This is a genomic window from Streptomyces sp. NPDC002499, assembly GCF_053595415.1.
The window spans coordinates 361,484-386,057 of sequence record NZ_JBSFXO010000003.1; the positions used below are offsets into that span (position 1 = coordinate 361,484).

At 70.6% G+C, this 24,574-nt stretch carries 26 protein-coding genes; 14 read left to right on the forward strand and 12 right to left on the reverse strand.

Annotated features, from left to right (window positions below; all coding sequences use genetic code 11):
- Window positions 1–37 precede the first annotated feature (37 nt).
- Window positions 38–1,411 carry a phenylacetate--CoA ligase PaaK gene (paaK, locus tag ACWD5F_RS09620; RefSeq protein WP_451252732.1) on the reverse strand — a complete coding sequence of 458 codons (1,374 nt, stop codon included), beginning with the start codon at window positions 1,409–1,411 and terminating at the stop codon, window positions 38–40.
- Window positions 1,408–1,842 (reverse strand): hydroxyphenylacetyl-CoA thioesterase PaaI, encoded by a 435-nt coding sequence (gene paaI / locus ACWD5F_RS09625; RefSeq protein WP_451252734.1) that lies wholly within the window; start codon window positions 1,840–1,842, stop codon window positions 1,408–1,410. Before paaI ends, paaK begins: the two co-directional genes overlap by 4 nt.
- A 139-nt stretch (window positions 1,843–1,981) precedes the next feature.
- Between paaI and ACWD5F_RS09630 the strand changes: the two genes are divergently transcribed.
- The 8 genes from ACWD5F_RS09630 to paaE all read left to right on the forward strand — a co-directional run bounded on the left by ACWD5F_RS09630 (window position 1,982) and on the right by paaE (window position 8,756).
- Window positions 1,982–3,202 (forward strand): thiolase family protein, encoded by a 1,221-nt coding sequence (locus ACWD5F_RS09630; protein ID WP_451252736.1) that lies wholly within the window; start codon window positions 1,982–1,984, stop codon window positions 3,200–3,202.
- On the forward strand, window positions 3,199–4,041 hold the full coding sequence (locus tag ACWD5F_RS09635; RefSeq protein ID WP_451252738.1) for an enoyl-CoA hydratase/isomerase family protein: 843 nt from the start codon (window positions 3,199–3,201) through the stop codon (window positions 4,039–4,041). Before ACWD5F_RS09630 ends, ACWD5F_RS09635 begins: the two co-directional genes overlap by 4 nt.
- Entirely contained in the window at window positions 4,038–4,889 is an 852-nt protein-coding gene (locus ACWD5F_RS09640) for a 3-hydroxyacyl-CoA dehydrogenase family protein (RefSeq protein ID WP_451252740.1), read from the forward strand. Before ACWD5F_RS09635 ends, ACWD5F_RS09640 begins: the two co-directional genes overlap by 4 nt.
- A 102-nt stretch (window positions 4,890–4,991) precedes the next feature.
- The gene (paaA, locus tag ACWD5F_RS09645; RefSeq protein WP_451252742.1) at window positions 4,992–5,978 is read left to right on the forward strand and encodes a 1,2-phenylacetyl-CoA epoxidase subunit PaaA; all 987 of its coding nucleotides are present in this window, start codon (window positions 4,992–4,994) and stop codon (window positions 5,976–5,978) included.
- Window positions 5,975–6,277, forward strand: coding sequence for a 1,2-phenylacetyl-CoA epoxidase subunit PaaB (paaB, locus tag ACWD5F_RS09650; protein ID WP_401721605.1), 303 nt, complete (start codon window positions 5,975–5,977; stop codon window positions 6,275–6,277). The genes paaA and paaB overlap by 4 nt, the downstream gene beginning before the upstream one ends.
- 9 nt (window positions 6,278–6,286) lie before the next feature.
- Entirely contained in the window at window positions 6,287–7,135 is an 849-nt protein-coding gene (gene paaC, locus ACWD5F_RS09655; RefSeq protein WP_451252744.1) for a 1,2-phenylacetyl-CoA epoxidase subunit PaaC, read from the forward strand.
- Complete coding sequence (paaD, locus tag ACWD5F_RS09660; protein WP_451252746.1) at window positions 7,129–7,644, forward strand: 1,2-phenylacetyl-CoA epoxidase subunit PaaD; 516 nt, start codon at window positions 7,129–7,131, stop codon at window positions 7,642–7,644. The genes paaC and paaD overlap by 7 nt, the downstream gene beginning before the upstream one ends.
- 11 nt (window positions 7,645–7,655) lie before the next feature.
- Entirely contained in the window at window positions 7,656–8,756 is a 1,101-nt protein-coding gene (gene paaE, locus ACWD5F_RS09665; RefSeq protein WP_451253182.1) for a 1,2-phenylacetyl-CoA epoxidase subunit PaaE, read from the forward strand.
- Window positions 8,757–8,765: 9 nt separating this feature from the next.
- On the opposite strand, the gene ACWD5F_RS09670 is transcribed toward paaE, so the two are convergent.
- Complete coding sequence (locus tag ACWD5F_RS09670; RefSeq protein WP_451252748.1) at window positions 8,766–9,431, reverse strand: TetR/AcrR family transcriptional regulator; 666 nt, start codon at window positions 9,429–9,431, stop codon at window positions 8,766–8,768.
- Between the two features lie 164 nt (window positions 9,432–9,595).
- On the opposite strand from ACWD5F_RS09670, the gene ACWD5F_RS09675 reads away from it, so the two are divergent.
- Window positions 9,596–10,609, forward strand: coding sequence for a M28 family peptidase (locus ACWD5F_RS09675; protein ID WP_451252750.1), 1,014 nt, complete (start codon window positions 9,596–9,598; stop codon window positions 10,607–10,609).
- Between the two features lie 377 nt (window positions 10,610–10,986).
- Window positions 10,987–12,294, forward strand: coding sequence for an MFS transporter (locus ACWD5F_RS09680; protein WP_451252752.1), 1,308 nt, complete (start codon window positions 10,987–10,989; stop codon window positions 12,292–12,294).
- Here ACWD5F_RS09680 and ACWD5F_RS09685 read toward each other — a convergent pair.
- A complete protein-coding gene (locus ACWD5F_RS09685) occupies window positions 12,287–12,916 on the reverse strand; it encodes a TetR/AcrR family transcriptional regulator (RefSeq protein ID WP_401721588.1) in 630 nt (209 codons plus the stop codon). The genes ACWD5F_RS09680 and ACWD5F_RS09685 overlap by 8 nt on opposite strands.
- Window positions 12,917–13,009: 93 nt before the next feature.
- Here ACWD5F_RS09685 and ACWD5F_RS09690 point away from each other — a divergent pair, with 93 nt between their 5' ends.
- The gene (locus ACWD5F_RS09690) at window positions 13,010–14,641 is read left to right on the forward strand and encodes a CocE/NonD family hydrolase (RefSeq protein ID WP_451252754.1); all 1,632 of its coding nucleotides are present in this window, start codon (window positions 13,010–13,012) and stop codon (window positions 14,639–14,641) included.
- On the opposite strand, the gene ACWD5F_RS09695 is transcribed toward ACWD5F_RS09690, so the two are convergent.
- Together ACWD5F_RS09695 and ACWD5F_RS09700 are read right to left on the reverse strand one after the other, a co-directional pair.
- Window positions 14,610–15,134: a hypothetical protein gene (locus ACWD5F_RS09695; RefSeq protein WP_451252756.1), complete on the reverse strand. Its 525-nt coding sequence runs from the start codon at window positions 15,132–15,134 to the stop codon at window positions 14,610–14,612. The genes ACWD5F_RS09690 and ACWD5F_RS09695 overlap by 32 nt on opposite strands.
- A 128-nt stretch (window positions 15,135–15,262) precedes the next feature.
- Window positions 15,263–15,658: a hypothetical protein gene (locus tag ACWD5F_RS09700; protein WP_451252757.1), complete on the reverse strand. Its 396-nt coding sequence runs from the start codon at window positions 15,656–15,658 to the stop codon at window positions 15,263–15,265.
- 143 nt (window positions 15,659–15,801) lie between these two features.
- Between ACWD5F_RS09700 and ACWD5F_RS09705 the strand changes: the two genes are divergently transcribed.
- From ACWD5F_RS09705 to ACWD5F_RS09715, 3 genes are all read left to right on the forward strand, one after another.
- Entirely contained in the window at window positions 15,802–16,848 is a 1,047-nt protein-coding gene (locus ACWD5F_RS09705; protein WP_451252759.1) for an EsaB/YukD family protein, read from the forward strand.
- Window positions 16,849–17,091: 243 nt separating this feature from the next.
- Window positions 17,092–17,706 (forward strand): helix-turn-helix transcriptional regulator, encoded by a 615-nt coding sequence (locus tag ACWD5F_RS09710; RefSeq protein WP_451252761.1) that lies wholly within the window; start codon window positions 17,092–17,094, stop codon window positions 17,704–17,706.
- A 216-nt stretch (window positions 17,707–17,922) separates the two neighbouring features.
- Window positions 17,923–18,690 carry a GNAT family N-acetyltransferase gene (locus ACWD5F_RS09715; RefSeq protein WP_451252763.1) on the forward strand — a complete coding sequence of 256 codons (768 nt, stop codon included), beginning with the start codon at window positions 17,923–17,925 and terminating at the stop codon, window positions 18,688–18,690.
- A gap of 59 nt (window positions 18,691–18,749) precedes the next feature.
- Here ACWD5F_RS09715 and ACWD5F_RS09720 read toward each other — a convergent pair whose 3' ends face one another.
- The 6 genes from ACWD5F_RS09720 to ACWD5F_RS09745 form a co-directional block, all read right to left on the reverse strand.
- Entirely contained in the window at window positions 18,750–19,643 is an 894-nt protein-coding gene (locus ACWD5F_RS09720) for an SGNH/GDSL hydrolase family protein (protein WP_451252765.1), read from the reverse strand.
- Window positions 19,644–19,751: 108 nt separating this feature from the next.
- Window positions 19,752–20,528 carry a peptidyl-tRNA hydrolase gene (locus tag ACWD5F_RS09725; protein ID WP_401721574.1) on the reverse strand — a complete coding sequence of 259 codons (777 nt, stop codon included), beginning with the start codon at window positions 20,526–20,528 and terminating at the stop codon, window positions 19,752–19,754.
- Between the two features lie 26 nt (window positions 20,529–20,554).
- Window positions 20,555–21,382: a polysaccharide deacetylase family protein gene (locus ACWD5F_RS09730; protein WP_451252767.1), complete on the reverse strand. Its 828-nt coding sequence runs from the start codon at window positions 21,380–21,382 to the stop codon at window positions 20,555–20,557.
- 56 nt (window positions 21,383–21,438) lie between these two features.
- Window positions 21,439–22,329, reverse strand: coding sequence for a polyphosphate kinase 2 family protein (locus ACWD5F_RS09735; RefSeq protein ID WP_451252769.1), 891 nt, complete (start codon window positions 22,327–22,329; stop codon window positions 21,439–21,441).
- A 107-nt stretch (window positions 22,330–22,436) separates the two neighbouring features.
- Window positions 22,437–23,900: a SulP family inorganic anion transporter gene (locus ACWD5F_RS09740; protein ID WP_451252771.1), complete on the reverse strand. Its 1,464-nt coding sequence runs from the start codon at window positions 23,898–23,900 to the stop codon at window positions 22,437–22,439.
- Window positions 23,901–23,908: 8 nt separating this feature from the next.
- On the reverse strand, window positions 23,909–24,487 hold the full coding sequence (locus ACWD5F_RS09745; protein WP_401721563.1) for a carbonic anhydrase: 579 nt from the start codon (window positions 24,485–24,487) through the stop codon (window positions 23,909–23,911).
- Window positions 24,488–24,574: the final 87 nt, after the last annotated feature.

Below are 24,574 nucleotides of genomic sequence, written 5' to 3' on the forward strand. Positions count from 1 at the left end.
CTGTCGCCACCGACCACGGCCGACCCCGTACGTGTCCTCAGTCGCGCAGGTCCTTGACGCGGCGCAGTTTGCCCACCGACCGCTCCAGGGTCTCCGGGTCGACGACGGCGACCTCGACACTCACGCCGATCGCGTCCTTGATGCCCCGCGTGATGTCCTTGACGGCGGCCTCGCGCTGCGCGGGTTCGCTGGTGGGACGTGCCTCCACGCGGACGGTCATGTGGTCCATCCGGCCGCGGCGGCTGAGCTGGATCTGGAAGTGCGGGGCGACCGCGGGCGTGCGCAGCACGATCTCCTCGACCTGGCTGGGGAAGACGTTCACCCCGCGCAGGATGATCATGTCGTCGCTGCGGCCGGTGATCTTCTCGATCCGGCGGAAGCCGGGCCGGGCGGTGCCGGGCAGCAGCCGCGTCAGGTCCCGGGTGCGGTAACGGATGATCGGCAGCGCTTCCTTGGTGAGCGAGGTGAAGACCAGCTCGCCGCTCTCGCCGTCGGCCAGCACCTCGTCGGTCAGCGGATCCACCACCTCGGGGTAGAAATGGTCCTCCCAGACGTGCAGCCCGTCCTTGGTCTCCACGCACTCCTGCGCGACGCCCGGGCCGATCACCTCGGACAGCCCGTAGATGTCGACCGCGTGGATGTCCAGGCGCTCCTCGATCTCGCGGCGCATCTCCTCCGTCCAGGGCTCGGCGCCGAAGATGCCGACCTTGAGCGAGGTGGAGCGGGGGTCGACGCCCTGGCGCTCGAACTCGTCGAGGAGGGTGAGCATGTAGGAGGGCGTGACCATGATGATCTCGGGTTTGAAGTCCTGGATGATCTGGACCTGGCGCGCGGTCATACCGCCCGAGGCGGGGATCACCGTGCAGCCGGCCCGTTCGGCGCCGTAGTGGGCGCCGAGTCCGCCGGTGAACAGGCCGTACCCGTACGAGACATGGACCTTGTGGCCGGGGCGGCCGCCTGCCGCGCGGATGGAGCGGGCCACCACGTCCGCCCACATCGACAGGTCGTTCTCGGTGTACCCCACCACGGTCGGGCGGCCCGTGGTGCCGCTGGAGGCGTGCACGCGCCGCACCTGGTCCATGGGCACGGCGAACATGCCGAAGGGGTAGGTGTCCCGCAGGTCCGCCTTGGTGGTGAAGGGGAAGCGGGCGAGGTCCTCCAGGGACTTGCAGTCCTCCGGACCCACCCCGGCCGCGTCGAACTTCGCGCGGTACAGCTCGACATGGTCGTAGGCGTGCCGCAACGTCGTGCGCAGCCTGGTGAGTTGGAGCGCCCTGACCTCCTCGCGGGACATCCGCTCGGCGTCGTCGAGGAGTGCCTCGGGAAGCGGGTCCCCGCGGCGGGCCCCGACGGGCGCGATCGCCTCGCCGGTCTCCTCGCCGACTGCTTCACCGATCACTTCGCTGCTCATTGCGGCTCCTCATGTCGTGTGCTGCGGAGGGTGCGACTGCGCCCGCGGAACTCGGCGATCACTTCGTCACCACGCAGGACACTCACGTCGTAGATGCCGCTACGGCCGAACCGGATGCGCTCGCGCGCGGTGGCCACCAGGACGTCGCCCTCGTGCGCGGGGGCGATGAAGTCGACGTCGGCGGCCGCGGCGACGGTCACGGGTCCGTGACTGTTGCAGGCGCAGGCGAAGGCCGAGTCCGCGAGAAGGAACAGGTAACCGCCGTGGGCGATCCCGTGTCCGTTGACCATGGCGGACGTCACGGTCATCCGCAGTACGGCGGTCCCTTCGCCGTACTGCACCAGCTCGATGCCGAGCTGCCTGGACGCCTGGTCCGCGGCGAACATCTGCTCCACGGGACCAGGTGTCGTGCCGGGTGCCTGGGTCGTCATTTCCACCACCTTGTGGACCGACCGAACATTCGGTTAGCGTGCGACACGGCCAAGTAATCCAGCAAGACCCCTGCATGTCAAGAGGCGGATCGCAGGCCGCGCAGACGCCCCCGTTCACCGATGCCGAGGAGTCCGCCCGATGTCCGACGTCTATCTCGTCGACGGGGCCCGTACCCCGCAGGGCCGCTACGGCGGTGCCCTGGCCTCCGTCCGCCCCGACGACCTCGCGGGCCTCGTCGTCGCCGAGGCCGTCCGCCGCGCCCGTGTCCCCGGCGAGGCCGTGGACGAGGTCATCCTGGGAGCCGCCAACCAGGCGGGCGAGGACAACCGTGACGTGGCGCGGATGGCGGTGCTGCTCGCCGGGCTGCCGCACACCGTGCCCGGCTACACCGTCAACCGCCTGTGCGCCTCGGGTCTGACGGCGGTGGCCTCGGCCGCCCAGGCGATCCGCGCCGGCGAGGCGGACCTGGTGGTCGCCGGGGGAGTGGAGTCCATGACCCGGGCGCCCTGGGTGATGGAGAAGCCCGGCACGCCCTGGGCCAAGCCGGGCCAGGTGCACGACACCGCGCTGGGCTGGCGGTTCACCAACCCGCGCTTCACCGCCGCGGACCGGGCCGTGCCCGCCGGATCCGACCCGCTGACCACCAAGCTCACGCTGACCATGGGGGAGACCGCGGAAGAGGTCGCCGCCCTGGACGGCATCACCCGCGCCGAGTCCGACGCCTTCGCCCTGCGCAGCCACCAGCGGGCCGTGGCCGCCCGGGACGGGGGCCGCTTCGACCGCGAGATCGTGCCGGTCCCGGTGGGCGAGGGCGAGGTGACCCGGGACGAGGGCCCGCGCCCCGCCACCACGCTGGAGAAGCTGGGCTCGCTGCGGACCGTCTTCCGTGAGGACGGCATCGTCACGGCGGGCTCGTCCTCACCGCTCTCCGACGGCGCCGCCGCACTGGTGGTCGCCAGTGCCGAGGCGGTGGACCGCTACGGGCTCACGCCCCGCGCGCGGATCATCGCCTCCGCGTCGGCCGGCGTCCAGCCCAACCTCATGGGCCTGGGCCCGGTACCGGCCAGCGAGAAGGCCCTGGCCCGGGCCGGCTGGGAGGTCGGCGAGCTGGACGCCGTGGAGCTGAACGAGGCGTTCGCCGCCCAGGCGTTGGCGGTCATGCGCCGGCTCAAGCTGGACGAGGACAAGGTCAACGCCGACGGTGGCGCCATCGCGCTCGGCCATCCGCTGGGCTGCTCCGGCGCCCGCATCCTGCTGACGCTGCTCGGCCGACTCGAACGGGAGAACGGCCGCCGCGGCCTGGCCACGCTCTGCGTGGGCGTCGGCCAGGGCGTCGCCCTGTTGGTGGAGCGGGTATGACGGCCACGAGCGATGGAGCGCGTACGACGGCCACGAACGACGGAGCGCGTACGACGGCCACGAACGATGGAGCCGGTGGGACGGCCGCCACCGAACTCCGTTCCTACGAGACCCTGTTGGTGGAGGAACGCGCCGACCGGGTCGTGGTCACCCTGCACCGCCCCGAGGCCCGCAACGCCATCAGCGGCCGCATGATCACCGAACTGCACCAGGTGTGCGAGCTGCTGGAACGCGACCCCAAGCTGCTCCTGCTGACCGGCCACGGCGGTGTCTTCGCGGGCGGCGCCGACATCGCCGAACTGCTGGAGCGCGGCCGCGACCAAGCGCTCCAGGGCATCAACAGCCGCCTGTTCGAGCGCGTGCGCCGGCTGCCCATGCCGACCCTCGCCGCCGTCGACGGCTGGGCCCTGGGCGGCGGTGCCGAACTCGCCTACGCCTGCGACCTGCGGATCGCCGGCCCCGATGCCGTGTTCGGCAACCCCGAGCCGGGCCTCGGCATCATCGCGGCGGCCGGTGCCTGCTGGCGCCTGCCCGAGCTGGTCGGCGAGTCGGTGGCCAAGCAGATCCTGCTCGCCGGGCGTCAACTCGACGCCCGGGAAGCCCAGTTGACGGGCCTGGTCATGGACGTCGTACCGGCCGAGAAGCTGCTGGAGCAGGCGCACGCGCTGCTCGACCGCATGGCGCGCCAGTCGGCCGCGGCCCTGCGGCTGACCAAGCTCGTCGTCGACTCGCCCGGCGCCCACCCCGTCGCCGACGACCTGGCCCAGGCCGTGCTGTTCGAGGGCCAGGACAAGAAGGACCGGATGACCCGCTTTCTCGAACGAAGGAGCCGCGCATGACGAACGCACCGAAGACCGTCGGGGTCATCGGCGGCGGCCGTATGGGCGCGGGGATCGCCCAGTCGTTCGCCACCGCAGGATCGGTGGTGACCGTGGTGGAGAGCGGGACGGAGGCCGCCGCGGCGGCCCTGGACCGGATCGGCGCCGGGCTCAGGAAGGCCGAGGAACGCGGTCATCTCGACGAGTCGGCGGAGCAGGTGACCCGCCGTGTCACCGTCGTACCGGCCGTGGACGCGCTGTCCGCGGACACCGAACTGGTCGTGGAAGCCGTGCCCGAGGACGCGGCGCTCAAGGCGCGCGTGCTGAAGGCGGCCGAGGAAGCGGTCGGCGGTACGACCGTTCTCGCGACCAACACCAGCTCGCTGTCGGTCGCCGACCTCGCCGCCGTACTGGACCGGCCCGAGCGCTTCCTGGGCATGCACTTCTTCAACCCGGTGCCCGCCTCCGCGCTGGTCGAGATCGTGGTCGCCCCGGGCACCGCCGCGCACACCGTCGAGGCCGCGCTGGGGTGGACCGAGGCGCTGGGCAAGCAGGACGTCGTCGTCAAGGATTCCCCGGGCTTCGCCAGCAGCCGGCTCGGTCTCGCCCTCGGTCTGGAGGCGATCCGGATGGTCGAGGAGGGCGTCGCCGCGCCCGAGGCCATCGACGACGCGATGCGGCTCGGCTACAAGCACCCGATGGGGCCGCTGAGGCTCACGGACCTCGTGGGGCTCGACGTGCGGCTCGCCATCGCGGAGTATCTGCACGCCACCCTGGGCGAGCGGTTCGCGCCGCCGCGGCTGCTGCGCGAAAAGGTGGCGCGCGGAGAACTCGGGCACAAGACGGGACAGGGCTTCTACACATGGTGAACGGCCGCACCCGCGGAACCCGGGGCCCAGAGCTTGCCAGCCCGTGGGGGGTGCACCGTATGATGAACCGAACGAATGGTCGGTAGGGGAAAGGTGGTAGAGATGGCCACGGCACACGCCGCCGCGTCGCCCGACGGCGACGCCGCGCGGGAGCTGGAGTCGCAGTTCGACGCGACGATCGCACGCGACCAGCGGATCGAGCCGCGTGACTGGATGCCGGAGGGCTACCGCAAGACGCTGGTCCGGCAGATCGCCCAGCACGCCCACTCCGAGATCATCGGCATGCAGCCCGAGGGCGAGTGGATCACCCGGGCGCCCTCGCTGCGCCGCAAGGCGATCCTGTTCGCGAAGGTCCAGGACGAGGCCGGCCACGGGCTGTACCTCTACTCGGCGGCGGAGACCCTCGGCATCGACCGGTCGGAGCTGACCCAGCGACTGCTCGAAGGGCGCCAGAAGTACTCCTCGATCTTCAACTACCCCACACCCACCTTCGCCGACGTCGGCGTCATCGGCTGGTTCGTCGACGGCGCGGCGATCTGCAACCAGGTTCCCCTGTGCCGCAGTTCGTACGGACCCTACGCGCGCGCCATGGTGCGCGTCTGCAAGGAGGAGTCCTTCCACCAGCGCCAGGGCTACGAGTTGCTGCTGACGATGATGCGCGGCACCCGGGAGCAGCGCGAGATGGTGCAGGACGCGGTCGACCGCTGGTGGTGGCCCTCGCTGATGATGTTCGGCCCGCCCGACGACGACTCGCCCAACTCGGCCCAGTCGATGGCCTGGAAGATCAAGCGGCACAGCAACGACGAACTGCGCCGGCGCTTCGTCGACATGACCGTGCCGCAGGCCGCCAAGCTCGGCGTGACCCTGCCCGACCCCGAGCTGCGCTGGAACGAGGAGCGCGGCCACCACGACTTCGGCACCCCCGACTACTCCGAGCTCAAGCGGGTGATCAGCGGCGACGGCCCGTGCAACACCGAGCGGATGGAGCGGCGCCGGACCGCCCACGAGGACGGCGCCTGGGTGCGCGAGGCGGCAAGCGCCCACGCGGCCAAGCAGGCGGCCCGGGCCCGCGAGGAGGCGGCGGCATGAGCGACACGCAGAACCAGAAACAGGAGTGGCCGCTGTACGAGGTGTTCGTGCGCGGCAAGCGCGGACTCAACCACGTCCACGTCGGCTCGCTGCACGCGGCGGACGACCGGATGGCCCTCACCCACGCCCGCGACCTCTACACCCGGCGCAACGAAGGCGTCAGCATCTGGGTCGTGCGCTCGGAGCACATCTCCGCCTCCACGCGCGACGAGAAGGACCCCTTCTTCGCACCCAGCGCCGACAAGGTCTACCGGCACCCGACCTTCTACGACATCCCTGACGATGTCCCGCACATCTAGGAGCCGGGCATGAGCGACGACCGCGACGACCACGACGACCACGTCTACATGACCCTGGCCGAGGGGCACGACGACGGCGATGCCCGCTGGGCGTTCGGCACCGGCTTCGAGGACCCGCTGCACGGCGTGGACACCACCGTCCCCGACGGCGTCGACGCCGTCGAACTGGCCGCCCTCTGCACGGCGTTGGGCGACGACGCCCTGGTCCTGGCCCAGCGGCTGGCCGAATGGGTCACCCGGGCACCGGAGTTGGAGGAGGAGGTCGCGCTCGCCAACATCGGCCTCGACCTGCTCGGCCAGGCCCGGCTGCTGTACGCGCGCTGCGGCCAGGTCGACGGCACCGGACGCGGCGAGGACGCCTACGCCTACTTCCGCGACGCCGACGAGTTCCGCAACGTACGCCTGGCCGAACTGCCCAACGGGGACTTCGCGTTCTCCGTCGTGCGGTTGCTGGTGCTCTCCAGCTGGCGCCTCGCCCACTTCGTCGAGCTGTCCGCCTCGCCCGACCCGGTGCTCGCGGCCGTCGCGGCCAAGGGCGTCAAGGAACTCACCTACCACCGGCAGTACGCCGCCGAGTGGACCGTGCGCCTGGGCGACGGCACCGCGGAGTCCCGCGCGCGCATGGTGGCGGCGCTGGAGTCGCTGGCGCCGTACTGGCCCGAGCTGTTCGCCGCGCACGACGTACGCGATGCCGTACTGGGCGACCTCCGGCAGGTCCTCGACGCGGCCGGACTGCCCCTGCCGCAGGCCGAGTTGCTGCCCGGTGCCGGTCGGCAGGGGGAACACACCGACCATCTCGGGCCGCTCGTCACGGAGTTGCAGAGTGTCGCCCGCGCTCACCCGGAGGCGACATGGTGACCGTCCTGGACGACGTCCGCCGCGCCCGGCACCTCGCCGAACAGGTGCCGGACCCGGAGCTTCCGATGCTCACCCTGGCCGACCTGGGTGTCCTGCGTACCGTCACGATCGAGGACGACGGGACGGTCGTCGCGAGCCTCACGCCGACCTACTCGGGCTGCCCGGCCATGGCCGAGATGCGGGCGGGCGTCGACGCGCGGCTGCGCGCGGCCGGCTTCGACCGGGTCGAGATCCGTACGGTCCTGGACCCGCCGTGGACGAGCGACTGGATCACCGCCGCCGGGCGCCTCAAGCTCGCCGAGCACGGCATCGCCCCGCCGTCGCCGGCCCCGAGGCATACGGCGGGTCCCGTCCCGCTCAACCTGTCGCCGACCCGGCGCACGATCCCCTGCCCGCGCTGCGGTTCGGTCGACACCGAGGAGACCTCCCGCTTCGCGGCCACCTCCTGCAAGGCGTTGTGGCGCTGCCGCAGCTGCCAGGAGCCGTTCGAGTACGTCAAGGAGATCTGATGGCAGAGGTGATGACACCGGCCGCCGGTGCCCCCGCGACGACCGTGCGTCGGCGCCGGGCGGCGTTCCATCCGCTGCGGGTCGCCGCGGTGGAGCGCCTGTGCGAGGACGCGGTCGCTGTCAGCTTCGAGATCCCGGACGCGCTCGCGGACGAGTTCGCCTTCAGCCCCGGCCAGTCGCTGACCCTGCGCCGGGACATCGAGGGGCGCGACGAAAGGCGCTCGTACTCGATCTGCTCGCCGGCCGGTGCACAGCCGCGCATCGGCGTCCGCGAGGTCCCCGGAGGTCTCTTCTCCTCCTGGCTCGTGCACGAGGTCGAAGCGGGCGACACCGTCGAGGTCATGGCCCCGGTCGGCGCCTTCACCCCCGACCTCACCGCGCCGGGCCACCACGTGCTCATCGCGGCCGGCTCGGGCATCACCCCCATGATGTCCATCGCCGAGTCGGTCCTGGCTGCCGACGACCGCTCCCAGGTCACGCTCTTCTACGGCAACCGCCGCACCGACACAGTGATGTTCGCCGACGAGCTGGCCGACCTGAAGGACGAGTACCACACCCGCTTCCAGCTGGCCCACATCCTCTCCCGTGAACCCCGCGAGGCCGAGCTCCTCTCCGGCCGACTCGACGGCGACCGCCTCGCCGCTCTCGTCGACGGACTGGTCGACGTCAAGGGCGTCGACCACTGGTGGCTGTGCGGCCCGCACGGCATGGTGCTCGACGCCCAACAGGTCCTCGGCGCCCTGGAGGTGCCCGCCGAGCGGGTCCACCAGGAGCTCTTCTACGCCGATGAGCCGCCGGCGCCCGTCCACCACGAGGAGAAGGTGCTCAGCGGCCCGGTCAGCGAGGTCACCGTCACCCTCGACGGCCGCTCCACCACCGCCGGACTGTCCCGCGAGAGCACGCTGCTCGACTCCGCCGCCCGCATCCGCCCGGACCTGCCGTTCGCCTGCAAGGGCGGGGTCTGCGGCACCTGCCGGGCCCGGATCACGGACGGCGAGGTGGACATGCGCCGCAACTACGCCCTCGAAGCCGCCGAGGTGGACGCCGGCTACGTGCTGACGTGCCAGTCCTATCCGGTGTCCGAGAAGGTGACCGTCGACTACGACAGCTGAACGGGCCCGCTACTCCGGTTCCGGCGCGGGCGGCCTGACCAGACCCATGACTTCCTCCACCAGCTCGTTGCCCAGGCTGGGGGTGGTCAGGGGTGGGTTGTCGGGGCGTTGCCTGAGGCCGTTGAGGAGGACCTCGATGTAACGGCGCCAGATGTCCGGGCGCTTGCCCTGGGTGAACTGGCTGGCCTGACTCAGCATGTGCACCATGACGGGGATGTCGGAGGGATGGACCTCCTCGCGCAGCTGACCGCTCTCCTGCGCCCGGCGGATCAGACCCTCCAGAAAGGGGAGCATGCCGCCGCGCGCCGTCTCCAGGGGCGCGGAGCTGTGACTGCCCAGCATGATCACTTCGTGCAGGCCGCGGTTCTCGGCGAGGTCGGCCGTCATCAGCATGAGGAAGTCGACCAGGCCCTGCCAGGGGTCGGTCTGCGCGAGCGCGTCCTCGGCCGACTTCTGCCGGATGGCCAGGTCGTGCTCGAACAGGGCACGCACCAGTGCTTCCTTGGTGGGGAAGCGGCGGTACACCGTGCCGACACCGACTCCCGCGTGCCGGGCCACGTCGTCGAGGGTGACCCCGAGCCCGTGCCGGCCGAAGACCTCGCGCGCGGCGTGCAGAATGCGTTCCCGGTTCAGCGCGGCGTCCCGCCGCAAGGGGCGGCCGTCGTCCGGCGGCATATTTCCCCGGGAACTTTCAGTCATAACCGTATGGTAACCCCGTTGATCACCTCTCTGATGATCACTCCCGCCCAGGTGCGCCGGTTATGATCGCCGGATCGCGGCGCGCGGGCGCGCATCCAGGAATCCCGCTTGTGCGAAGGCAGTTAATCCACGGAGTTGCGGTGACCCACGACCCAGCAGATGTGAGCGACTTCGAGCCGTTCGTGGACGAGTCGCGTCTGCGTCGTGATGTCGAGTTCCTCAGTGCGCATCCGCGAAGCCGGCGCCGGGCACCGGACCTCATGATGCGTGCCGAGTCATACGTGTCCGAGGAGTTGGCCTCGGCCGGCTGGCAGGTGGAGCGGCAGCCCTTCGAAATGCGGTGGCGGCTCGGCGCGACCGACCAACAGGGCCACCGGGCGCTCGCGTTGAAGCCGCGGCTGCACCGACGGCTCCAAGGCGCCAACCTCATCGCGTCGTTGCCCGGCGCAGACAACGCCGGCACCGTGCTGATCGGGGCGCACCTGGACAGCGTCGAGGGCAGCCCGGGCGCCGATGACAACGCGTCAGGAGTCGCCGCCGTACTGGAGATCGCCCGCCTGCTGGCCCGGCTGCCCGTCGCGCCCTCGGTGACTCTCGCGGTGTTCGACATGGAGGAACTCGGCCTGATCGGGGCGCAGCATGCCGCGCGCCAACTCACCGCCCGGCAGCGGGTGTTGGGGATGATCTGCCTGGAATCGGTCGGATACTTCGTGGACGGGCCCGACACCCAGCACCTCCCGGCCGGCTTCGCCACCGCCTTCCCCGAGGCCGCCGCGGCCACCAAGGCCCGTGACTCCCGGGGGGACTTCGCCCTCGTCGTCCATCGCAGGACATCCGTCGCCGCCGCCCGGTCCTGGGAGCGGGCCGCCGCCGCGACCTCGGCCGCGCTGCCGAGCATCCTGCTGCGCGACCCGAGGCCGGACGGACTGCTGGGCATGCTCATCGGGTTGGTGATCCCACCGGCCAACCACTTGGGCCGCAGTGACCACGCACCCTTCTGGAACCGACGTGTCCCCGCAGTCATGTTGACGGACACGGCCAACTTCCGTAACCCGAACTACCACCGGCCGACCGATGTGCCGGACACGCTCGACTTCCGACGTCTGGCCGCCGTCACCGCGGCCACGGCCACCACCGCGGTGAACTGGGTCTGACCATGTGCACCGGCAAACAGCCGGGCCGGTCGAAGGTGCGGGACATGTGAGTCCTGTGACGGCCGAGGGGTCGAGGGAAGACGTTCAACGGTTGCCCTGGGCACGGTCTTTCGCGGGCAAAATCCCATCCGTACAGCTCCCTTGACACCGGGTGCACGGCTCCCTTTACTTACCAATCACCAAACGACCAATCGTTCGGTCGGTTGGTCTTCAGCCGATTGGAAGGGCCCGGGCGCCACCGTGTCCCCGCCTTCCGTCGGTCATTACTGGCGCTGCCGGTTCACCCATCCCGTGACCCTTCGCTTCGGCACGCATTCCTCTCCCCGAGCCCCGTTGAACAGCGTCTGCGGCACCGCTCACCCTGTCAGGAGACAAAAGTGACCATCGACCGAAATCTGTCCGAGGCGGTCACGCCACAGCGGGTCCGTCCGCTGCGGGTGGCCACGGCCAGCTTCATCGGAACGGCCATCGAGTGGTACGACTACTTCATCTACGGCATGGCCGCGGCCATCGCGTTCGGGCCGCTGTTCTTCCCGACCGTCTCCCCGGCGGCAGGCACCCTGGCCTCGTTCGCCACCTACTCGGTCGGATTCGCGGCCCGCCCGATCGGCGGCATCGTCATGGGTCACTTCGGTGACCGGGTCGGCCGCAAGTCGATGCTGGTGATCTCCCTGCTCACCATGGGTCTCGCGACGGTGGGGATCGGCCTGCTGCCCACCTACGCGACCATCGGCGTCTGGGCGCCGGTCCTGCTGGTCACCCTGCGTTTCGTCCAGGGGTTGGGAGTCGGCGGCGAGTGGGGCGGCGCGGTCCTGATGGCCGTCGAACACGCCCCGGACCGCAAGAAGGCCTTCTACGGAAGCTTCCCGCAGATGGGTGTGCCGGGCGGGCTCATCATCGCCAACCTGGTCTTCCTCGGACTCACCACCAACCTCAGCAGCGACGCCTTCCTGTCCTGGGGCTGGCGCGTGCCGTTCCTGGCGAGCGCGGTCATGGTCATCGCCGGCCTGGTGATCCGGCTGACGGTCTCCGAGAGTCCCGACTTCGAGGCGGTCAAGCAGACCAGGTCCGAACAGCGCATGCCCCTGCTGGTCGTGGTGCGGGAGCACTGGCGCGAGGTGGGTCTGTCAGCCGGTGCCTTCATCGGGATCAACGCGGTCGGCTACATCTTCATGGCCTATCTGCTGGCCTACACGACCGCGGGACTCGGACTCGACCGCAACCTCATTTTGACCTTCACCCTCATCGCTTCGTTCGTGTGGCTGCTGGTCATCCCCTGGGCCTCGGCCTACTCGGACCGCAACGGCAAGCGCGGGGTGCTCATGGTCGGCTCCGTGGGCCTGGTCGGCTGCGCGGTCGTCCTGTTCCCGCTGGTCGACACTGCCGAATCGCCGTTGATCCTGCTCGCACTGCTGGTGACAGCGGTGTTCATGGGCCTGGTCTACGGCCCGATAGCGGCGCTGTTCTCCGGACTCTTCAAGGCCGAGGTCCGCTACAGCGGCGCCTCGCTCGGCTATCAGCTGGGAGCCATCCTGGGCGGCGGCCTCGCCCCGACCGTCGCCACGGCCCTGTACGACAACTGGAAGTCGACCACGCCGATCACCGTCTATCTCGCCGGGGTGACCCTGATCAGCCTCGCCTGCGTCTGGGTGCTGATGCGCAGGGAACGGGCCGACCTCACGTAGCGGCGCTCCGCGGGCCGGGGGACCGCAGCCCGTCGAGGACCAGCGTGACCACGGCATCGGCGAGCACCGGCACGGGCAGCTCCCCGTCCGGTCGGTACCACTCGATCAGGGAGTTGACCGTGCCGAAGATCAGCCTGCTCGCCAGATGCGGATCGATGTCCGCGCGGATGCCTCCGTCCCGCGCCGCCAGGACGACCAGTTCGGCGACGCGGTGGTCGAACTCGCGCCGGCGCTTCAGTGCCCGCTGTTCGGTGGCGCTGTTGCCGTGCACCCTCAACAGCAGTGTCACATAGGGCAGTTCGGCTGCCAGAACCCGCACGCTGCCGCGCACGATGTGTTCCAGTCGGGCGGTCGGTGCCAGCGCGGCGGCCGCGGGTTCGTCGAGGAGGGCGAAGAGGGCGTCCAGGGCCCGGCCCACAGCGAGTCCGAGCAGCTCCTCCTTGCCGGAGACATGGTGGTAGATGCTGGACTTGCTCAGCCCCAGCCGCCTGGCCAGCTCCTCCATGCCGGTGCCGTCGTAACCGCGTTCGTTGAACACCTCGACCGCGATGTCGAGGATCGATTCGCGGTCGTAGTTGGGTCTGCCGCGGCGACCCCGGTCCTGTGCTGACGCGTCGTTCACGGACCCATTGTGGCAAGGGGGCGGTCCAGGGCTTCCCGACAAGAAGAAGTGGAGATATATTCTCCAGATAGTGTGGGGCGAGGGGAGAGGTCCATGGCGGCATCCAGGGCGGCCGGTCCATTGGCCCGCGCACTCGGAGCCCTGCACACCAAGGTCATGGGACTGCCCCCGGTCCGCACCCGGTACCGCGTCCGCACCGCGCTGCGCGTACCGACCCGTGACGACGCCGAACTCCTCACCGATCACTACATGCCCGAGGGGGAGGCGCGCGGCACGGTACTGATCCGGTCGCCGTACGGCCGAGGTGTTCCGGTGAACTGGATGCAGGGCCGGATGCTGGCCGCGCGCGGCTACGACGTGCTGGTGCAGAGCGTCCGGGGCACCGCCGGATCGACGGGCACCCTGCGGCCCTTCGTCCAGGAGGCCGAGGACGCGCAGGACACCGTGGCCTGGCTGCGGACCCAGCGGTGGTTCGACGGACGGCTCGCGACGTTCGGCGGGTCCTACTCCGGCTGGGCCCAGTGGGCCCTGCTCCAGGATCCGCCGCCGGAACTGCGGGGCGCGGTCATCGCGGTGGGCCCGCACGACATACAGAAGGCGATCTACGGCACAGGTGCCCTCGCCCTCTCCGACTTCCTCACCTGGAGCGCGACGGTCGCGGCCCAGGGCGACGGCGGACTTCGGGGGCTGCGCGCCCAGTTGGCCGCGCGTCGGCAACTGGCCGCCGCCTGGGCGGAGTCGACCCCCGAGGCGGCTGCCGCGTCGGTGCTGGAGGGTGACGCGGCCGACTGGTTCGGCGAGTGGCTCGACCATCCCGACGCGGACGACCCGTTCTGGACCGACTACCGGGCCGACCCGGCACTGGACCATGTCGACGTACCGGTCCTGCTGGTCGGCGGCTGGCACGACGTCTTCCTCGACCAGACCGTCCACCAGTACCAGACGCTCCGCCGCCACAACCAGTCGGTCACCCTGACCATCGGCCCATGGACACACATGGACACCGCGGCGAAAGCGGCCCGGGTCATGGACCCGCAGCTGCTGCGCTGGCTCGACCGCCACCTGGCCGGCGACAGGACGGCTCCCGAAGCGCCCGTGCGGATCCACCACACCGGGGCCCGGACCTGGCTCGACCTGCCCGACTGGCCACCGCCCGCGACCGAACGGGCGCTGTGGCCGCGCCGGGACGGCAGCCTGGGCACCCACCCGGACCAAGGAGCGGTCGGATTCCGCTACGACCCGGCGGACCCCACTCCCGTGGTGGGCGGCCGGCACATAGCCACCAAGTCGGCGACGGTCGACAACCAGAAACTCGAACAGCGCGCGGACGTCCTCACGTTCACCACCGACGTGCTCACCGACCCCGTCGACGTCATCGGCACACCCACCGCGGAGTTGGAGCTGACCGTCGACCAGCCGCACGCGGACGTGTTCGTCCGACTGTGCGACGTCGACCGGCGCGGTCACTCGCACGTCATCACCGAACGCTTCGCCCGACTGCGCCGGGCCCCGCGCGAAGTCACCACGATCCGGCTGGAGTTGGGGGCCTGCGCCCACCGATTCGCCACCGGTCACCGAGTGCGGCTACAGCTCAGCGCCGGCGCCTACCCACGCTTCGCCCGCAACCCCGGCACGGACACACCTGGGGGCTTCGCCGCTGTCACCTATCGCGTCGGTCTCGCCGGCTCGGTGCTCACTCTTCCTGTGCCGAAGACGACACAGTGACCGTGCCCGACGCCTCGGGCGCGGTGTAGAAGACGGACGAACCCTGTTTCGTGCGCTGCACCTGACTCCTGGCGACCAACCCCTCAAGGGTCGTGCGCACCACGGTCGTCTTGATGGTCCGGTCCGGGTGTCGCTCACTGAGTGCGGTGGTGACCTCGGCCGCGGAACGCGGCTCACCCTCGGCCGTCAGGTACTCACGGATGATGCTGACCAGGGTGGGCTGAGCCGCCGCCGAAGTCTCCGGGACCTTCTTCGCCGCGGCTTTACGGGCGGTCGTGCCGCCCTTCTTACGAGGCGCGGGCGCAGTCGCCTTGGTGGTGGCGGGAGCCGAGGTGACGCCAAGTGCCGCCTGTACGTTGGTCAGTACCGCGTGATCCTGCTGCAGCGTGGCCAATTGCTCCTGAAGAGCGGCGATGTCGGCGCCGATGCGCTCCTGCTCCTTGAGGTTGTGCTCCAGATCCGCGGCCACCTGAGCGGCGTACTGCGATGTCAACCCGGAAACCCCAGGGGTGGTTTCGGACATAACGCTCACAACCCTTCCCGAATGTCGCCACCTGTGAGGGCGACGGCAGTTACTGCCGCAAACCTGCCAGCTCGATACTACGGAACGAGTCGGCGAACTCACCTCATGAGACCTGCTTCGGCGCTCTGCTCCTCGGTGTGGGGGAGGTCCTGCGGGAGCAGCAGGGTGAGGGCCTCCAGGTCCGGACTGGCGATGCTGCCGAGGCGGCCCGCCTGCCGGGTCATCATCGACTCGACCAACTGGCGGGCCGGCCGGGTGTTGCCGAACGAGCGGTCGCGCGGGAGTCCGTCCAGGTAGGTGTGCAGGGCCGTCAGGGTGGACGGGGCGCACTTGTAGCCGGCGCCGACGGTCATCTCCCGGACTGTCTCCAGCAGTTCGGCCGTCGAGTAGTCCTCGAACCGCACATGGCGGGAGATGCGGGAGGCCAGGCCCGGGTTGGACTCCAGGAACCGCCGCAGCGCAGGCATCACGTGCCGGGAGCGACCGTCGCCCATCGGGTCAGTGTCCTGTGCCCCTTCGTGCACCTGGCGCACCGGAAGTGCCGACAGCTGCGACGCGCACGGTTGACTGGGCTCAAGTCGTTGCGTTCGCGCCTCCCGGACGCACCCAAGGCCAAGGCGAAGGGTGGGCACCCCTGATGAGCGAGAGTTCGGTGGCGGCCTTGCCCGGCACGTCGGGACTGTGCCGGCTGACCGTACGGGCCCCGGAGAAGTCACTCGACCTCGCCGTCCCGGCCGACATCCCGCTCGCGGACCTGCTGCCGGTGATCGTCGGCCACGCGGGGGACGACCTGCACGAAGCCGGTCTGGAACAAGGCGGTTGGGCACTGCAACGCATCAACGGCCCGCCCCTGGACCCGGAGGGAATCCTCCAGTCGCTCGAACTGCACGACGGTGACGTGGTGTTGCTCCGCCCGGCGACCGAGACCTTGCCGCCGGTACGGTTCGACAACCTGGTGGACGGCGTCCCGGCGACCATCCGCGGACTGCCCAACTCCTGGTCGCCCACGGCCAGTCGGTGGGCCCTGCGCTCCGTCCTGACCGCGGTGCTGGTGGGCGCGCTGGCGTTGCTGACACTGTCCGACGGCGACCGCGACGGACGTGCCGCCGTGTGCGCCGAGGCGACGCTGCTGCTCCTGGCCGGGGCAGGCGCCGCGGCCCGGGTGCTCGACGACCTGCCCGGCGCGACTTTGCTGGGCCTGGCCACCGGCCCGTTCGCGGCACTGGCCGACGCCCTGGACACCGGCCGCTGGGCGGTGTGCGCCGCGACCCGCGCCACCGGCAGCAGCGAACACACCCCGTCCACCACGCTGGTGGTCGACGGCTCGACACCCGGCGGGGGACTCGCGGCCGACCAGTCACTGCCCGTCGCCACCGCCCAGGCCGCCTGCGTACGACTGGAGGCGGCTGGCGGCAAGGACAGCGGGTCGAGCGGCGTGGGCACCAGCGTCAGCGTCGCCCTGATCGACGCGGGCGCCCTGCCCACGAGCGTCAGGACCCCGGTCGGGCCCGCCTGTCCGCCCATGGACGCGGTGGCCGTACCGCCGGACGGCGGCAGCGTGGTCCGGGCACTCGGCACCGGGGGCGGTCAGGTCGGCGACGCCCCTACCTGGTCACCGAGACCGGGATGGAGTGCCTGGTGCCGTCCGCGGAGGCGCACCGCACCGGGCTGTACTTCACACTGAACCTGGTTGCTTGAAAATCACCCAAAGCGCGCCAAAGGTGGACGCATACGCCGAAGCTCCACTCGGTCATTTGACGGAAGCTCCGCGCAACAGGGCAGCCATATCGTGCTGATGGGCCGCATCGGCCTCATGCGCGGGACCCCACGTCCTCGTGCCATGCAGTCAGCTCTGTTTGGGGAATGCCAGGTGGTTGAGAAGCGAGCGGACGGAACAGGTGACGCGTTGAGCGCTCCGGTCTCTGTCGTGCTGAGAGCAAGTGACGCCATCCTGGAGCATGCGGCCACCGCCTACCTGCAGTCGTGTTCACGCGTCGACGTCGCTCCCCCGGAAGGGCCGCCCGCGGCGGACGTGTCCGTCCTGCTGCTGAACACTCTCAACGAGGAGTGGATGAGGGTCCTGAGGCAGGACGCGGCCCGCGCCGAGGGCCCACCCGTCCCGGTGGTGGTGATGGCGGACCGGATCACCGAGCGGCAGCTCACGCTCGCCATCGAATACGGGCTCACCAGTTTCCTGTACCGAGGGCACTCGAACCTCGACCAACTGGTCGACGCGATCGTCAAGGCGAGCGCCGGCCGCAGCCATATGCCGGACGACCTGTTGGGGCATCTGATCGCGGAGCTGGGATATCAGCAGCGGCAGCAGACGCTGACGGATCTGGCGAAGAAGGGCGGACTCCTCGTGCGCGAGATCGAGGTGCTCCGCATGCTGTCCGAAGGGCTCAACACGGTAGAGATCGCCGACAAGATGAGCTACTCGGAGCGGACCATAAAAGGGATCATCCATGACGCCGTGAAGAGGTTGAAGGTCAAGAACAGGACACAGGCCGTCGCGTACGCGATACGGGTCGGGATCTTCTGAGGTGCGTGGACCGACTCCGCCGAGCGTATGACCGTCGCCGCCGATCCGCCGCTTCGCAGGACGGTCTCTTCCCCTTGGTGCAGGCCGCTGCCCGTGGGTGCAGATCCCGGGGATGCCGGTTGCCGTGCGGGAGCGGGTGCGCAGACCTTCGACGAGCTATGGCGTACGTCACACATGGGGCGTCGAACTTTGCGCCGGGGCTCGTGTCTTGGAGGCATGAAGACGGACACAGACCTCGCACCCCAGCTCGCCAACTGCCGTGACTACTGGCTGGGCTGGGGCTCCGCCGAACGCGTCGACGGTGAACTGACCTACTTCCGCAGCGGAATCCCGAACGGTCAGATCAACGGAGTGCTGAGCCTGCGCGACAGCGCCAAGGTGGGGCAGTCGATCACCTACGCCGCCGAGCGGCTGGCCGGCGTCCCCTGGATGTGGTGGGTGGGCCCGGACAGCGCCCCGGGTGTCGCGGCCGGCCTCGCCGAACACGGCGCGGTCCGGCTCGGAGCCACGCCCGTCATGACCGTCCGGACGGACCGGGTGACACCGGCCCAGGGCCCGTCCGACCTGGACATCGACGTGGTGAAGGACGCGGACGTGCTCAAGGAGTGGGTGCGGGTCTTCGCCTCCTCGTTCGGCCTCCCGCCCGAGATCCACGACGACCTGCTGCGCAACGAGAGCGAACGCCACGACGCCGACCGGATCGTCCGGTTCGTCGGCCGCCGCGACGGGCGGCCGGTGGGCACCTCTCTCCTGTACGACGCCCACGGCGTGGCCGGTGTCTACGTGGTCGGGACCGTCGGGGACCAGCGCCGCCAGGGCATCGGCACGGCCCTCACCGCGGCGGCCCTCGCCGAGGGCGCGGAACGCGGACTGGAGGTCGGCACCCTGCAGTCCAGCCCGCTCGGCTTCCCGGTCTACCGGCGCATGGGATTCGAGACGGTCGGCGAGTACGAGCTGTTCCGGCTCCCCGCGTCCGAGGCCTAGGCACGGCGACGCCCAGCCACTCCGGGCTGGGCGTCGTCTTCCTCGGGTACCCGGTGTCCTTATTGGTGGACGTGGAGCCTGCGCTCGACCGCCGTCGCCATGGCCTGGTGTCCCGCGGCGTTCGCGTGCACGGGAGCCGCCGGGTGGACGGGGGACAGGTCCTCGATCCACCGCTCGTCGGCCGGCGCGCACATGTCGTGTCCGACGGTCGGCGTGTAGGTGTCCACGTAGGTGGCCCCGGCGCGCCGCGCCTGCTTCTTCAGCATGGCGTTGAGCGCCAGTTCGCCGTCCCGCATCCACGCGAAGTCACCCGCGGCGAACGGCGCCGTCGGGCTCGTGCAGGAGCCGCCGTCCGCGGGGAAGATGTCCGCGTAACCGACGACCACCACACGGGCGTGCGGGGCGCGCTTCTTGATGCCCCGCAGCACCTCGGCGACCTTCGGGGCGGTCGCGTTCACCGCGTCCTGGACCCCGTCGGTGCCCCCCTCGTTGTACTTGGCCTTGCAGGGCGCACCGGCCAGATCGGCGGACGCCACTGTCGCGCAGGTCCCGATGATCGTGCTGAAGCCGATGTCGTTGCCCCCGATGGTCAGGGTGACCAACTTCGTCGATCGGCCGAGCGCGTCGAACTGCGGCGGTGCCGTGCCCTGCGGAGCCGTCATCTCCGCGGTCGTCGCACTGGAGCAACTGACGTCGGTCAGCGTGGCCTTGAGCGAGGTCGCGACGAGCGACGGGTAGTTCTTGCTGGACCGCAGACAGTTGGCGTCGACCTGGTCGGGGATCGCGGGCCCGGAGGCCGCCGAGTCCCCGAGTGCGACGTACGCCAGGTCATGGGTCTTTCCGTGCAGGGGCGAGGCGCCGGCGGCGGGCGCCGTCGCGGCGACACAGGCCAGGGCCAGAACACCGCTCGCGAGAGCGGATCTGCCGAGACTGCGCGTGCGTGGGGTATCCACGTGGTTCACCCTTCGGTGATGGGCGTTGATATCGCCCGCAGGACGCGGGGGGTGCGGTAAAAGTTCGACGCGGGGCCTGTGTTGACGATCACAGGCGGACTGCCGAGGTCACTTCCAGGTGGCCGGCCGGTGGACGTGATCCGGCAGGGCGCCGACGCGGTCGTACCCCTCGACCGCGACCGTCAGCCCGGGCGCGATCTCCGTGAAGCCCGCGTCGCGCACCAACGGCAGCCCGCTCGTGGTCAGTCGGGGCCAGCGCGCCGGGTCGGCGGTCCGTACGGCGAGCGGGAAGCCGGCCGCGCGCCAGGCGTCCCGTTCCTTGTCCGACAGTTCCCACCAAGCGAGTTGGGCGCCGTGACCGGCCTGCGCCATCGTCTTCCCCGCGGTCATGTCGAGGTCCGGGTTCAGCCAGATCACGGGCTGTTCCGTCGGGTCGACCGCCAACGGCGGCTCGGGGTCGGCGAGTTCGGTGCCGGACACCTGGAGCTTGGCCAGGTCCTTGGGCCAGCCGTCCAGCGGCACCGGCGGGAAGACGCGCACCTCGGCCGACTCCCCGCTCACCGTGATCCCGGGCAGTGCCTCGGCCCGCCGCCACTCCGCGCCACGGGCCCGCCGTACGACCTTGCGGATCCGGGCGTCCTGCCAGTCCCGCACGGCCTGCGCCCATTCGCCCTCGCCGAGCGACCGCTCGTCGCTGAGCATCACCAGCACGGCCCGCGCGGCGGTCTCCAGGGCGTCGGTACGAGCGGGCGGCGCGGCCTTCTCGATCCGCACGACGAGGGGCAGCACGAACTGCGGCGCCTCGTCACGGGAGGTGGGCTCGTTGCGGAAGGGGCTCGCGTCGGGGGAGGGACCGGCGTCGGGGGAGGTGGGATCAAGGCTCACGACAGCCAAGCCTAAGGCTGTCGCGGTCAGGACCCGATCAGCTGGGACACCTTCACGAACCGGAAGCCCCGCGCGCGCAGCTCCGGCACGATCGTCCGCACCGCCCGCTCGGTCGCCGGGGCCGCACTCCGCGTGCAGTGCATGACGACGACCGACCCCGGCCGCACCCCGTCCAGCACCTGCCGGGCCACCGCGTCCGCGTCGGTGGCGAACGCGTCCCCGCTCACCACGTCCCACTGCACCGCGGTGACACCGGTCGCGGAGAGCGTCCGCAGCGCCTGGTGGTCGTAACACCCGCCGGGGAAACGGAAGTACGGCATCGCGTCCGGCACCCCGGCCCGGCGGAACGCGGTGTACGCGCGCTCCACGTCCGCCCGCATCCGGTCCTCGGACACCGTCGGCAGGCCGTAGCAGTCGCCGGTGAAGGCGTAGTGGCTGTAGGAGTGGTTGGCGACCTCGAAGAGCGGGTCCCGGCCGATGGAACGGGCCTGGACCGGGTACTGCTCGGCCCACCGCCCCGTCATGAAGACGGTCGCCGGCACCTTCAGCGCCCTCAGCGTCGCGATGAGCCGCGGATTGTCGAACCGTTCGCCCGAGGCCGCCCGGGCCCCCTGGTCCGCGGTCATGTCGGCGTCGAAGGTGAGCGCGACGGTCTTCCCGTGGTCGCGCGAGCCGTTCTTGAAGACGGGCGTGAGCCCTGCGGGGCCGGGGGCGAGCGTGGGCGGCCGGGAGGGGACGGCGGAGGTCGCGGACGGGGCCGGCCGGGCGGTGGGAGGCGCCGCGGGGGCACCACAGGCGGTGAGCGCGGCGCCGAGCGCACAGGCGGCGGCGACTCTTCGTACTCGAATGATCACCGTAGGAAAATAACGGAGTAAAAGCGATTAATCGGTCACCCACGCGGGGTGATCCGTCAGCCGGAGCGCAGCAGGCGCTCCCGGGCCTTCTCGACGTCGAAGTCGCCCTTCGGGTACTGGGGGTCCAGGGCCTCGAGATGTTCCAGGAGCAGGCGACTGATCGCCCAGTTGCGGTACCACTTGCGGTCGGCCGGGATCAGGTACCAGGGGGCGTCCGGCGGGGAGCAGCGTTCCAGGGCGATTTCGTACGCCTTCTGGTACGCGGGCCACAGCGCGCGCTCCTCGATGTCGCCAGGGTTGAACTTCCAGTGCTTGTCCGGGTTGTCCAGGCGTTCCAGCAGACGGCGCCGCTGCTGGTCGTAGGAGATGTGCAGGAAGCACTTGACGACGGTCACACCGTCGTCGGTCAGGGACTTCTCGAAGCGGTTGATCTGTTCGTACCGGTTGGCGATCTCCTTGGACGGGGCGAGCTCGCGGACCCGCGCGATCAGGACGTCCTCGTAGTGGGAGCGGTCGAAGATGCCGATCTCGCCGGGCTCGGGGAGTGCCCGTCTGATGCGCCAGAGGAAGTCGTGCCGGCGTTCCTCGGGCGTGGGCGCCTTGAAGGCCCTGATCCGGCAGCCGGACGGGTTGAAGAGGCCGATGACGTGCTTGACCGTGCCGCCCTTGCCGCTGGTGTCCATGCCCTGGAGCACCAGCAGAATCCGCCGCCGGTCACCCGCGGTGCTCGCCGCGAACAGGCGTTCTTGCAGGTCGGCGAGGTGCTCGGCCATGACGGAGGTGGCTTCGAGCCCTGCCTCCTTGTCCTGCGGGCCGCCCGGGGTCGCCCGCGCGTCGAAGGCCGCCAGCTCGATCCGCTCACCGCCCGGCACCCGCAGCAGCTCCCGCACGTTCGCCGCGTCGGTGCTCCAGATCCCGTTCTTCCTGTGCTTGCCGTTTTTGGCCATGAGCACCCCTTCCGGTCCGGTTCCTCGATCCTCCGGTGCGGGGGCGGGGCGCGCCAGTCCTGCTCCGGGGGCGCGGATGCCCACGAAGCAGGACAGGCGCTACGTGCTCACGCCGCCGTGACCTTCACCGGCTCGGTACCGGCCGCGCTGTGCCGCTCGGCCCAGTTCTCCAGGGCCGTACGGCAGGCGTGGTCGAGGTGGTGCAGCCCGGACAGGTCCAGCTCGACCGGCCGGTCCTGGGGGAGTGCCTCCAGGTCGTCGAGGATCTTCGGCAGCCGCAGGAAGGTCGCGTTGCCCGACAGATACGCCTGGACCGGTCCCGCGCCCTTGTCGACGACCTCCATCTTGAGGTGCGAGGCCTCCCACGCGGTCTTCGCGACCGCCAGCGCGAGCCCGATCAGCACGCCCTCGAACATGCTGACCGCGACGATCGACACGGCCGTGACGACCAGGATCAGCGCCTCACCGCGGTGCTCCCGCCACAGCGACACGATCTCGCGGACGGGGATCAGCTTGGCGCCCGAGTAGACGAGGATGCCGGCCAGGGCCGGGATCGGGATGTAGCCGAGGGCACCGGGCAGCAGCGCCGCGAACAGCAGCAGCCATACGCCGTGCAGCACCCGGGACGCCTTGGTCCGCGCGCCCGCCTGGACGTTCGCCGCGCTGCGCACGATCACCGCGGTCATGGGCAGCGCGCCCAGCATCCCGCAGAGCGCGTTGCCCGCGCCCTGCGCCACCAGCTCCTTGTCGTACTCGGTGCGCGGCCCGTCGTGCAGCCGGTCCACGGCCGCCGCGCTGAACAGCGACTCGGCGGACGCGATCAGCGTGAAGGCGACGACCGTACCCAGCAGCCCGATGCCCGCCAGCTCACCGAAGGCGCTGAGCGAAGGCGGCTGGACGGAGTCCAGCAGACCCTTCACCTCGACCATGGCGACCGGCAGCGAGAACACCGCGGCGACGAGCGTGGCCAGACCGACCGCGGCGAGCGGCCCGGGGACCGTACGCAGCCGCTTCGGCATCCGCTTCCACAGCACGAGTACGGCGATGGTGCCGGCGCCGAGCCCGAGCGAGGCCAGGGCGTCGGTGCGGCCGAGGGCGTCGAGGAGCGCACCGGGGAGCCGGGCTATCTTCTCCAGCCCCGAGACGGGGGCCTTCGTGTCGGCCATCGAGTACAGCTGCCCGGCGATCAGGACGAGCCCGATGCCGGCCAGCATGCCCTCGACGACGGAGACCGAGATGGCCCGGAAGTAGCGCCCCAGCTTCAGGACGCCCATGGCGATCTGGAGCACGCCGGTCGTGAGCACGATGACCCCGAGGGCCGGCAGTCCGAACTCCCGCACCGCCTCGAAGACGAGCACGGTCAGTCCGGCGGCGGGACCGGACACCTGGAGGCTGCTGCCCCGCATGAGTCCGGTGACGATCCCGCCCACGATGCCGGTGACCAGGCCCAGTTCGGCCGGGACACCGGAGGCGACGGCCACGCCCACGCAGAGCGGGAGCGCGACCAGGAAGACGACCAGGGAGGCGGCGAAGTCCTGCCGCAGATGAGGGAATTTCGCTGTCGGGGACATGGGCGCGCTCACAGGGCCGCGAAGGTGTCGGACTGCGGGTCGTGCGCCAGGACGGCGCCCGTGTGGACCTCGTAGTACCAGGCGTGCAAGGACAGTTGACGGTCCTTCAGTTTCTTGTCGAGGTACGGGTAGGAGCGCAGGCGCAGCAGCTGCGTCAGGACGTGGCTCTGCACGCCCTCGGCGACGGCCGGGTCCTCGACCGCTCCCGAGGGGCGCGGGGCGGCGTGCGCGAGCCAGTCGCGTACGGCCGGTACGGCGGTCAGGTCGTCGCCGCGCACCAGGGCGCCGACGGCGCCGCAGTGCGAGTGTCCGCAGACGACGATGTCGCGGACGCCGAGCACCTCCACGGCGTACTCGATGGTGGCCGCCTCGCTGGTGGGGTGCTCGGAGGCGTACGGCGGAACGATGTTGCCTGCGGTGCGCAGTTCGAAGAGCTCGCCGGGGCGGGCGCCCGTGATCAGGGCCGGGACGACCCGGGAGTCGGAGCAGGTGATGAACAGCACCTGCGGAGACTGGCCTTCGGCGAGTTTGGCGAACTCCTCAGGGCGCTGTCCGAACGTGCGGGCGTTGTCGATGAGGGGCTGCATGATGTGATGACTCCTCCTGGCGCGCGGCGGCGCGTCGGTGTGGGGGCAGGACAGAGAAGTGTGCGGACGGATGCGTCGTCGGACGAC